Annotated in this window: 9 protein-coding genes; 1 reads left to right on the top strand and 8 read right to left on the bottom strand. The window is 65.8% G+C overall.

What is annotated here, in order from left to right; all coding sequences use genetic code 11:
- The 8 genes from I6U14_RS04115 to I6U14_RS04150 all read right to left on the bottom strand — a co-directional run.
- A partial coding sequence (locus tag I6U14_RS04115) for a glutamate synthase central domain-containing protein (protein WP_296897085.1) occupies positions 1-2,233 on the bottom strand: 2,233 nt, incomplete at its 3' end.
- Between the two features lie 562 nt (positions 2,234-2,795).
- Complete coding sequence (gene aroB / locus I6U14_RS04120) at positions 2,796-3,929, bottom strand: 3-dehydroquinate synthase (protein WP_296897087.1); 1,134 nt, start codon at positions 3,927-3,929, stop codon at positions 2,796-2,798.
- 1 nt (position 3,930) lies between these two features.
- Positions 3,931-4,455, bottom strand: coding sequence for a shikimate kinase AroK (gene aroK / locus I6U14_RS04125; protein ID WP_296897088.1), 525 nt, complete (start codon positions 4,453-4,455; stop codon positions 3,931-3,933).
- Between the two features lie 83 nt (positions 4,456-4,538).
- Positions 4,539-6,635 carry a type IV pilus secretin PilQ gene (pilQ, locus tag I6U14_RS04130; RefSeq protein WP_296897089.1) on the bottom strand — a complete coding sequence of 699 codons (2,097 nt, stop codon included), beginning with the start codon at positions 6,633-6,635 and terminating at the stop codon, positions 4,539-4,541.
- 200 nt (positions 6,636-6,835) lie between these two features.
- Positions 6,836-7,336, bottom strand: a complete 501-nt coding sequence (locus I6U14_RS04135; protein ID WP_296897091.1) for a pilus assembly protein PilP — start codon at positions 7,334-7,336, stop codon at positions 6,836-6,838.
- A gap of 32 nt (positions 7,337-7,368) precedes the next feature.
- Positions 7,369-7,980, bottom strand: coding sequence for a type 4a pilus biogenesis protein PilO (locus I6U14_RS04140; RefSeq protein WP_296897093.1), 612 nt, complete (start codon positions 7,978-7,980; stop codon positions 7,369-7,371).
- Positions 7,981-8,016: 36 nt separating this feature from the next.
- A complete protein-coding gene (locus I6U14_RS04145) occupies positions 8,017-8,619 on the bottom strand; it encodes a PilN domain-containing protein (RefSeq protein WP_296897095.1) in 603 nt (200 codons plus the stop codon).
- Position 8,620: 1 nt separating this feature from the next.
- Positions 8,621-9,694 carry a pilus assembly protein PilM gene (locus I6U14_RS04150; protein ID WP_296897096.1) on the bottom strand — a complete coding sequence of 358 codons (1,074 nt, stop codon included), beginning with the start codon at positions 9,692-9,694 and terminating at the stop codon, positions 8,621-8,623.
- 391 nt (positions 9,695-10,085) lie between these two features.
- Between I6U14_RS04150 and I6U14_RS04155 the strand changes: the two genes are divergently transcribed.
- Positions 10,086-10,694 (top strand): hypothetical protein, encoded by a 609-nt coding sequence (locus I6U14_RS04155; RefSeq protein WP_296897098.1) that lies wholly within the window; start codon positions 10,086-10,088, stop codon positions 10,692-10,694.
- Positions 10,695-10,831: the final 137 nt, after the last annotated feature.

Raw genomic sequence — 10,831 nt, forward strand, 5'->3', positions numbered from 1 at the left:
AGCTCTGGAAGGTGCTGATGCCCATCTTGGACATGACCTTCTTCAGGCCCTTGCCGACGGCCTTGATGTAGCGGGACTGGGCCTCCTCGAAGTCGAGCTTGCCGCCGTCGTGCGGCAGCCGGTCGAGCAGGGAGGCGATGGTGTCGAAGGCGAGGTAGGGATTGATGGCCTCGGCGCCGTAACCTGCGAGCGTCGCGAAGTGATGCACCTCCAGCGCGGCGCCGGTCTCCACCACCAGCCCGGAGCTGGTTCGCAGCCCCTGGCGGATCAGGTGATGGTGCACGGCGGACGTCGCCAGCAGTGCAGGGATCGGCACATAGTCGGCGTTGGTGTGGCGATCCGACAAAATCAGAATATTGTGTCCCTCCAGCACCGCCTGCTCGGCTTCTTGGCACAGCCGATCAAGCGCCGGGGCCATGCCGTCGGCGCCCTCAACCGCTGGATACACCATATGCAGCGTCTCGGTGCGGAAGGCGCCGCCCGAGTTGTCCTGGATGTGGCGGATGCGCTCCAGGTCCTGGTTCGTCAAGATGGGCTGGTTTACCTCCAGGCGCCAGTGCTGCCCTGCCTCGTTCAGGCCCAGCAGGTTTGGCCGCGGGCCGATCAGCGACACCAGCGACATCACCAACTCTTCGCGAATGGGGTCGATGGGCGGATTCGTGACCTGCGCGAAGTTCTGCTTGAAGTAGGTGGACAGGTGCTTGGAGCGAGAGGACAACACTGACGGCGGATTGTCCGCGCCCATGGAGCCCACCGCCTCTTGCCCGGATACGACCATCGGGGTCAGCAAGAACTTGATGTCCTCCTGGCTGTACCCGAAGGCCTGCTGGGCGTCCAGCAGCACATTGGCCTCCGGAGCCATGGGGGCGACATCCGTCGGCAGCGAGTCCAGGTGGATTTGGGTGCGGTTCAGCCATTCACGATAGGGTTTGGCATCCGCGAGCTCGGCCTTGACCTCGGCATCGTCGATGATGCGGCCCTGCTCCAGATCGATGAGGAACATGCGCCCGGGCTGCAGGCGCCATTTCTTGGCGATACGCTCGTCTGGGATGTCCAGCACACCCATCTCCGAGCCCATGACCACCATGCCGTCATGGGTGACCAGGTAGCGCGCCGGACGCAGCCCATTGCGATCCAGCGTGGCGCCGATCTGGCGGCCGTCGGTGAAGGCCACCGCAGCCGGGCCGTCCCAAGGCTCCATCAACGCCGCATGGAATTCGTAGAAGGCGCGGCGCTTCTCGTCCATGAGCTTATTGCCGGACCAGGCCTCTGGAATCAGCAGCATCATTGCGTGGGCTAGCGAGTACCCGCCCATCACCAGCAATTCCAGCGCGTTGTCGAAGCACGCCGAGTCCGATTGGCCCTCTGGAATCAGCGGCCAGATGCTGTCCAGATCGTCACCCAGCACCTCGGAGCGCATGGTGTGCCGGCGCGCGGCCATCCAATTGACGTTGCCGCGCAGCGTGTTGATCTCGCCGTTGTGGCAGATCATACGAAACGGCTGCGCCAGGTCCCAGGTGGGGAAGGTGTTGGTGGAGAAGCGCTGGTGGACCAAAGCCAGGGCGGATGCGAAGCGCTCGTCTTGTAGATCCAGGTAGTAGTTACCCACCTGCCCCGCGAGCAGCATGCCCTTGTAATTGATGGTGCGCGAGGACATGGATGCCACGTAATACGCGGTCTTATCGTACCCAGCCGCGCGGATCTCGTTGTCCATGCGCTTGCGGATCACGAACAGCTTGCGCTCGAAGGCGTCCTGATCCGGGCAGTTGTCACCGCAGGCGACAAACACCTGACGCACCACGGGCTCGGTGGGCAGCACGCTCTCGCCCAGGTCCGAGTTGTCCACGGGTACGTCGCGCCAGCCGAGCACGGTCTGGCCGCCCTCTTCGAGGCGACGCTGAACCGTGGCCTGCATTTGCTCGCGGGCCTCGTCGTCCTTAGGCAGGAAAACCATGCCGACGCCGTAGTGGCCCGCCGCGGGTAGGTCGAAGTCCACCTTGGCCCGGAAGAAATCGTCCGGGATCTGCACCAGAATTCCGGCGCCGTCGCCCGCCTTGGGGTCCGCACCCACGGCGCCACGGTGCGTGAGCCGCTCCAGAATCTCGAGGCCCTGCCGGACGATGCGGTGGCTCTTGCGATTCTTGATGTCGCAGACGAAGCCGACGCCGCAGGCGTCGCGCTCGTTGGCGGGGTCGTAGAGCCCCTGCGCCGCTGGATAGGCACGAAGGTTCATGGCTTGGGACCTCGTAGTCGCCTAGTGGTCGGTTGACGGACCGAAGTAGATAGATTGTGAGTCCGGAGTCAGTCGGCTTCTAGCCCGCGAAGTTCCGGTATCGGACGTGCTGCGTTCCAGGAATTCATGGTTACGCCCCGCCGGCGGCTGGCCCGGCTGTGCCGGCAGCCAGCGCGCGCGGCCGGCTGGGCATCGGTGGGGATGGACCCGGCGAGCGCGTCGTCCCTCTCCGCGACGGGTGCGCGCAATGCAGGCCCTGATGAGCGCCCGACCGGCCATCATAAGGCCGAAGCAGAGACTATGCCAGCCAGGGTGGGGCGAAATCCGGCGCTGAGCCGCCCGAGCCTGTGCCAGGTTGGCGCATGAGCTGGAGCACATGCACGCCCTTGGTGCCTCGAAAGCGACCGACAGGGCCAGAGCCGCAGGAAGACATAAGCCGGGTATCAACTGCCCCTGCACCGCAAGCACGGCACACGGCAACGCAGGGCCGACGATGACCGCGACGCCTATGTGACCCAAGGGCGCCGACGGAGGTGAGAGCAGCACCTGCGGTGAATCGGCTCTAACCCGCCGTCACCGCCGCGCCGGACACCGCTTCCAACAAACCGCGCAGCGCAGCCGGGTCAAAGTCGGCCGTCACCTCGGCGGCGCCGATGCCTCGGAGCAGCACGAGCCGTAGCCGGCCCGCCTGCACCTTCTTGTCCACGGCCATGAGCTCGAGCCAACGCGCCTCGGAGAGGTCCGTGGGCGGGTCCACGGGCAGGCCGAAGCCCGCCAGCAGACGACGGGTGCGGGCCACGTCAGCAATATCCAGCCACCCGAGCCGGGCCGACAGCTCGGCGGCCATCACCATACCGGCCGCGACCGCCTCGCCGTGAAGCCAGGCGCCGTAGCCCATGCCCGCCTCGATGGCATGGCCAAAGGTGTGGCCGAGGTTGAGCAGCGCCCGTTGTCCCGCCTCGCGCTCATCCGCGGCCACCACCTCCGCCTTGTTACGGCAGGAGCGTTCGATGGCCTCCGCCAGCGCACCCGCGTCCCGTGCGAGCAGGCGCTCCCGGTGGACCTCCAGCCAGTCGAAAAAGCCCGCATCGCGAATCAGCCCGTACTTGACCACCTCCGCCAGGCCGGCGGCAAGCTCGCGGTCCGGCAGGGTATTCAGGGTGTCGGTGTCAGCGATGACGGCGCGCGGCTGATGGAAGGCCCCGATCATGTTCTTGCCCAGGGGGTGATTGACGCCGGTCTTGCCCCCAACGGAAGAGTCCACCTGGGCCAGCAGCGTCGTCGGTACCTGGATGAAGTCCACGCCGCGCTGATAACAGGCGGCGGCGAAGCCCGCCATGTCACCGACGACACCTCCGCCTAGGGCGAGCAGCGTGACGTCTCGGCCCATACGGGCCGTCAGCAAGGTATCGAAGATGCGGTTCAGCGTGCCAAGGTCCTTGTATTGCTCGCCGTCGGGCAAGATCACGCGATGACAGTCGAAGCCGGCAAGGGCCGCCTCGACGGCGTCGAGGTACAGCGGGGCCACGGTGTCGTTGCTGACCACAAGGACCTGCCGGCCGCGGATGTAGGGCCGGTAGTAAGCGGGGTCGCCGATGAGCCTGGGGCCGATGACGATCGGGTAGCTGCGCGCGCCGAGATCGACGTCGAGCCATCGCGCATCACCCGGTGCAGCGGCAAGGCCCTTGGCGCCCACCTCAGAGGTCTCCCTCTTCGAGCCGCCGGCGGATCTCCTTTACCACCGACGAGGTACCGCGGCGCTCCGTGGACACCACCATATCCGCCACCTGCCGATACACGGGCTCGCGCTCGGCCATGAGGTCCTTGAGCTTCTGCTGCGGGTCATCGGTGTCCAGCAGCGGACGGTTGCGGTCCCGGGCGGTGCGGGCATACTGCTGCTCCGGGCTGCAATGGAGGTAGATCACCAGGCCGCGGGCGGCCAGCTGCTGGCGGTTCTCCGGCACCATCACGGCGCCGCCGCCGGTGGCGAGCACGATATTGTCCTGCTGCGCCAGCTCTTCGATGACGGTGCGCTCGCGGTTGCGGAAGCCGTCCTCGCCCTCGAACTCGAAGATGGTGGCGATATCCACACCGGTGCGGCGCTGGATCTCCTGATCGCTGTCCTGGAACTCATAGCCCAGGGACTGTGCGAGCTGGCGGCCGATGGTGCTTTTGCCAGCCCCCATGGGGCCGACGAGAAAGATGTTCTGCGGTCGTATCATGGCGGGCAGGTATGCCAGATTTGGCGCCCAGGGGCAAGGGCAGCCCCGTCCCGTGGACACCGCTGCTGCGATGGGACCTCTCGTCAACGCGTAGCCAGATCGCGCTTCAGGATCTTCGGTGTCACGAAAATCAGCAGCTCGCTGTTATTGTCTTGGCGCTGCTCGTTCTTGAACAGCCGGCCGAGCACGGGCAGGTCCCCGAGCCAGGGCACCTGCTCCTTGGCATAGGTCTTGTCGCGCTCGTACACGCCACCGAGCACCACTGTCTCACCGTTGTCTACCAGCACCGATGTGCTCACGGAGCGCGTATCGACCGGCGGCACACCGAGCACTGTGTCGGCGAAGTTCGGGTTGTCCTTGTTGACGGCCAAATCCATGATGACGCGGTCATCCGGAGTGATGTGCGGTGTGACCTCGAGCTTCAGCACCGCCTCCTTGAACGCCACGGTGGTGTTGCCCTGACCGGTGGCCTCCTGATACGGAATCTCCGTTCCGACCTTGATCACGGCCTGATTCTGGTCGGAGGTCACGACCCGAGGCGAGGAGATCACCTCGCCGCGGCCTTCTCGCTGCATGGCGGAGAGCTCCAGCTGGATCAGGTGTGAGCCGACCTTGCCGAGCATGAAGTTGAAGGCACCCGCGGGGTTGGCGTTGGCCGGCAGATTGACCATCAGGGAAGGGTTGTTGCTGCCCTCCGGGAACTCCACCACGGAGTTGAACGGCGGGAAGATGGTATTGCCGTCCGGGTCTGTTTGCTGTTCGGTGCTCTGGCCGAAGGGGCCGGCGTCGAAGCGCGCGAAGGGTCCGCCCCCGGAATTGTTCCGGCGTCCGCCGGAGATGAGCAGCTCATTGTCGCCCCGTCGGCCCATCGACGTCGAAAGGCCGAAGCGCACACCGAGATCCCGCGCAAAGTCGTCGTTGGCGATGACCACCCGCGACTCGATCATCACCTGTCGAACCGGCACATCCAGTCGGCTCACCAGCCGCCGGACCTCCTCAAGCTTGGCTGCCGTGTCCTGCACGAGCAGCGTATTGGTGCGGGCGTCAACGGTGACGCTGCCGCGCTCCGGTGTGAGCAGATTGTTCTCCTCGGACTTGAGCAGCGCTGCGAGATCAGACGCCTTGGCGTAGTTCACCTGGATGAATTCCGAGCGCAGCGGCGCCAGCTCCTGGATCTGTTGCCGGGACTCGAGCTCCACCTTCTCCTGTGCTGCGATCTCCTGCGTCGGCGCGACCATAATGACGGTGCCGGTCTGCCGCATGGAGAGGCCCTTCGTCTTGAGAATGATGTCCAGCGCCTGGTCCCAGGGCACATTCTGTAGACGAAGCGTGATGTTGCCGCGCACGGTATCGCTCGCCACCAAGTTGAGGCCGGTGAAGTCCGCCAGCAGCTGCAGCACCGCGCGGACTTCGATGTCCTGAAAGTTGAGCGACAGGCGGTCGCCGGAGTAGACGATCTTCTCCCGCTCGCGCTGCTCCTGCTCCGTCGGCGTGAGCGCCCGGAATTCCAGCGTAAAGAGGTTCTCGGCCTGGTAGGCCAGATACTCGAATTGACCCGCCGTCTTGACGTCGACGCGCACGTCACCACCCACGCCGCGGGATTCCACTGCCGTGACGGGAGTGGCGAAGTCCACCACATCCAGGCGTCGGAACAGACGCTGCGGCAGGTCGGTACGGGGTATGTCCACAACCACCTCCTGCCCTTCCTGGCGGACGCTGACCTGGGTCTCAGCAGAGGGCAAGGTGATCAGCACACGCCCCTCGCCGCTGGCTCCACGCCGGAAGTCGATGTCTTTGACAGCGCCGCGCTCCACTGCGCGCGCGCCACGGCCGGAAACGCTGGCGCTGCCGATGCGGCGCGCTGGGGTGGCCTCGGGTGCCGGTCGGTCAGGGTTCAAGGACACGGTGACACGGTTGCCGCGGGTTTCGAGCGCGTAGGGCACGGAATCATTCAGGTTGATGACGACCCGGGTGCGGTCGCTGGCCTCGATGGCCACGAGACTGTGCGCGACGCCGAGGCCGATTGGGATCGACTTACGGTCCAAGCCGCTGTTGGCGCCTGGGAAGTCGATGGCGATGCGGGCTGGGTTCTGGGTGGCAAAGTCCTCCGGTGCAGGCGCATCACCGGAAAACACCAAATCGATCTCCACCTGATTGCCGGGGAGAGATGCGAACGCCACGTCCTCCAGCACCGCGGCACTGGCGGGCGCAACCGACCCGGCACAGAGCAGCAGGACGAGCGCGGCAATATGCCGCCCCCGGAAACGCAGGCCGAAGCATCTGTCTCGCGCCGGCTGGCGCCGCCGAGCCCGGAACGGTGAGCGAAGCGAAGACCTGTTGCAAACCTTGGGACTCATGGCGACTCGATACCTCCGTACGGTTACTCCTGCCTGAGGGAGATGCTGGCCTCGCGCTCCCGCCAGCTGCCCGGGCCCTCGCCGACGATCTCGGTCAGCGCGATGGCATCGGGGCTGATCCGCGTAATCTGTCCGTTGTTCTGCCCGAGGTAACTCCCGACCTGTACACGGTGCAGTACGCCGTCGGGCGTCACGATGAGGCCCCAGCGGGTGTCGTTCCGCTCCAGCGTGCCGACCATGCGCAGGGAGTCCAAAGAGAATTGCTCCAGCTCCTCGCGCCGACGCAGCGGGTTCGGGGCCACGCCGCTGCCCTGCGGCGGCAGCGTGGCCTGGGCCACGCGATCGTCAATGTCGAACGGGTCACGCCGGTCGCCCGGCTTGTAGACGAAGGTATGCACCTCTGACATCTCCGGGATGGGCTCAAGCGGTTCCGGTCGGCGCGCCTTGACGCGCTCCACATAGCCTTCCAGCTCCTCGAGGTCGGCCTGGCCGCAGCTGGTGAGCGCAACCGCGGCTGACAGCATGAGAAGGCGGACCGTCCCCGTCGTCGGTGACCTCATTGCGCCGCTGCCTCCTCGAGATAGCGGTAGGTCTTGACCGTCGCCTCCATGCTGAGGCGCCCATCGCCGCCGGCATCCCCGATCCGGCGGCTCGGCGCTGATATCTTCACATCGTGTACGGTGACGATGCGCGGCAGCGCTGCGAGGCCACTGATGAACCGGCCAAACTCGTGGTAGCGGCCGTTGACCCTCATACGGATGGGCAGCTCCGCATAGAAGTCCTTGCTCTCCTCGCCGGCGGGCTGGAACAGCTCGAACTCCAGGCCGGCGGCGAGCCCAGTCTGGGAAACGTCCACCAGGAGTCCGGCCACCTCGGTGCGGTCGGGCAGCTGGCGCACCATGGCGCCGAAGGACTCCTCCATTTCGGCGAGCTGCTGCTCGTAGGCGTCCAGGTTGGCGGCCTTGGCCTGCTTGGCCTCGAAGGCCTCCCGCAGCGTCAGCTCTTCCTGCTCGACGCGCTCCAGCCGCGCGATCTGATCCTCAATGAGGAAGACGTACCAGGACCAGCCGATGGCGGTGCACAGTAGCAGCACCACGACGACCTTGGCCGCTCTCGGCCATTCGCCGATGTTGCTGAGCTCAAGATCATTGAAATCGCTTACGTCCACGATGGATCTCTTACCCGGCTAAGGCTACTAGGCGGGTCAGCCGTTGGCGCCGCCGGCGCCGAAACGCCCGATACGCGGCTCCATGTCAGCCTCGTGGCCCACCGGCTGCTGCTCGAAGCTGAGGCGAAAATGGCTGAGGCCGGTGCCGGTCTGGTCTTTGTTCTCGATCACCAGTAGTTGGGCGTCGGCGATCCAGGCGCTGGCGTTGATGTTGCGCATAAAGGCGGACACGCGGGCGTTGGATCGGGCGCGTCCTTCCACCTCCACCCGATTGCCGCTGCGACTGACACTGGTCAGGAAGACGCCTTCGGGAATGGACGCCACCAGCTCGTCGAACAGGTGAACCACCTCCGGACGACTCTGCTGGAGCTGCTGAATGACGTTCATGCGCACCAGTAGGCCGGCCTTTGTTTCCTCGAGCTGCTCGATTTTTTTGATGCGCAGATCGAGCTTGCGAATCTCCTGCTTCAGAAACGCGTTGCGCGACTCCTGGGCGGAAACCATGCTCTCGACCTGCATACGCACCCCCGTACCCACCAGCAGCACCACGGCGACGGCAGCACCCGTGGCCAGAAAGAAATTGCGCTGCCGGCGACGGCGCTCGACATCACGCCACGGGAGCAGATTGATGCGCGCCATATCAGTCGAAGGCGCGCAGCGCGAGCCCGGTTGCGGTCATCATGGACGGCGCCGCCTTGGCCAACAGGACGGGGTCCACGCCCATGCCGATGGCCATGGGGGCGAACGGGTTGGCCACCGACACCGCAAAACCGAGCCGCTCCTCCACCATCCCGGCGATCTTCTGGATACGCGCCCCGCCCCCGGCGAGCACGACTTGATCGGTCCGGTTGAAGGCACTCGCCGAGTAGAAGAACTGAAGCGCGCGGGCGATCTGCTGCGCCAGCGCCTCCGCGAAGGGTCTGAGCACTTCGCTAGCGAAGTGCTCCGGTAGGCGACTTTCGTCCAGTCGTGCGAGCGCCTGCGCCCGGGCCAGGCCATAGCGCCGCTCCACTTCGTCGAGCAACTGATTCGCGCCGAAACTCTGCTCACGCGTATAGACGGTCTTGCCGCCGTGCAGCACCTGCAACGTGCTGGTGGTGGCGCCGACATCGGCCACCGCGACGGTCTGCTCCTGGCGCTCGCGGTCGAAGTGGCCAAGCAGCAACGCGCAGGCGCTCTCCATCGCATAGGCTTCGACGTCGACGATCTTGGCGGTGAGTCCGGCCGCCTCCAGCACTGCCACCCTATCGTCCACGTTCTCGCGCCGGGAGGCAGCCAGAAGCACATCCACCATGTCCGGATCATTCGACGAGGGGCCGATCAAGTCGAAGTCGAGATTGACCTCTTCCAGCGGATAGGGAATGTACTGATCAGCCTCCAGCTGGATCTGAGCAGCCATCTCGGCATCGGATAGATCCGCGGACATGGAGATGACCTTGGTGATGACCGCCGAGCCGGCGACGGCACAGGCGGCACGCTTGGTCCTGGTGCCGGATTTGGCCACCGCGCGTTGAATGGTCTGGCCGACAGCCTCTACATCGGAGATCTTCTTCTCCACCACCGCGTTCGCCGGTAGCGGCTCGATGGCAAAGGCGTCCACACGATAGGGCTCCGCCGCCATGCCCGCGGTCTGCGACAGCTCGACGAGCTTCACCGCCGTGGAGCTGACGTCCACACCGATTAGCGCCTGTTGCTTACGGCCGAATCCGAACATGGCTGTCGCGGCAACCGGGCTCGTGCTGGGCAAAAACCTGACAAACGACTTCTGTTTTCCCCGATAAAGATACCAGAGAGAAAACGATTTGTGTCGCCCAAAGACGTCATAAGCACGGGCCGTCGCCGGTTTCCGGCCCCGGACACACCGCCCGTCCGTCGGGCGGGGACCTCAGGGCGCCGCACAGCGCGCTCTCACCAACTGCGTCAACCCGTCATTGCAACTGCGGTTATGATGCGGAATGCGAGCTGCCACCGAAGCGAGAAAGCCCATGCCTAGGCGATCGGGATCCAAGGCCGCAACGACGGCCAACACACGGCGGCCGAAGCGGCGCAGCAGCCAGTTGGAGCCGGGCGCCGGCCGCCACCGTTGTCTCGATCAGCGCCGGCGCTTGGCCTACGAATCGGCCCGCATCCTGTCCGAGCACGGGCCTACGGAATTCGAGCGCGCCCGGCGAAAGGCCGCAGCCCGGCTCGGCATCAGCGACAAGCGCTGTTGGCCGGACAACGGCGAGATCAACGATGCCCTCATCGAGCAGCAGCGCCTGTTTGCAGCGGATGAGCGCGCTGCGGACCTCACGATTCTCCGCCGCCACGCGCTGCAGGCCATGCACGAGTTCTCCGCCTTCCGCCCGCGCCTCGTGGGCTCAGCGGTGCGTGGCACGGCCACGCGGGAGCATGGTATCGAGCTGCGGCTCTTCGCCGACAGCCCGGAAGAGGTGTTGATGGCGCTCATGGATCGGCGCATCCCGTGGCAGGAGCGCGAGGCGTCGCAACGCTACGCGAGCGGCTCGGTGCAGACGCATCCGGTGTTCGAGTTCCTAGCCGGCGACATCCCCGTTCACCTCCAGGTACTGCCCCGGCAAGCGCTGCGGCAACCGCCGCTGGACCCAGTGTCGGAACGACCCGAGCGAGGCATCGACGCAACCGAGCTGCGCGCCCTGCTGGAGACAGAGCAGACTCCCGAGACGGCCATGATGGGGCCCTCACGCTCAACCTGAGGGGCGCTGCCCGCTGCCGGGTGCCATCGCCCCGCAGCGGGTGGCTCGGGCAGCCGCGCCTGCCGTTAGGGAAGCGCTGATGTATTGGCGCTTCCCGTGCGGGGCAGGACGCCCCGCCATTTTCAGCGACCCAAGTC

The organism is Thiohalocapsa sp. (assembly GCF_019695415.1).
Taxonomy (GTDB): Bacteria; Pseudomonadota; Gammaproteobacteria; order Chromatiales; family Chromatiaceae; genus Thiohalocapsa.

What these genes read in the sequence shown, in the direction of transcription:
- I6U14_RS04135 (WP_296897091.1), bottom strand. Translation starts at nt 7,336, where the DNA reads ATGCTGTCAGCCGCGGTTGCGCTCACCAGCTGCGGCCAGGCCGACCTC.
- aroK (WP_296897088.1), bottom strand. Translation starts at nt 4,455, where the DNA reads ATGATACGACCGCAGAACATCTTTCTCGTCGGCCCCATGGGGGCTGGC.
- I6U14_RS04145 (WP_296897095.1), bottom strand. Translation starts at nt 8,619, where the DNA reads ATGGCGCGCATCAATCTGCTCCCGTGGCGTGATGTCGAGCGCCGTCGC.
- I6U14_RS04150 (WP_296897096.1), bottom strand. Translation starts at nt 9,694, where the DNA reads ATGTTCGGATTCGGCCGTAAGCAACAGGCGCTAATCGGTGTGGACGTC.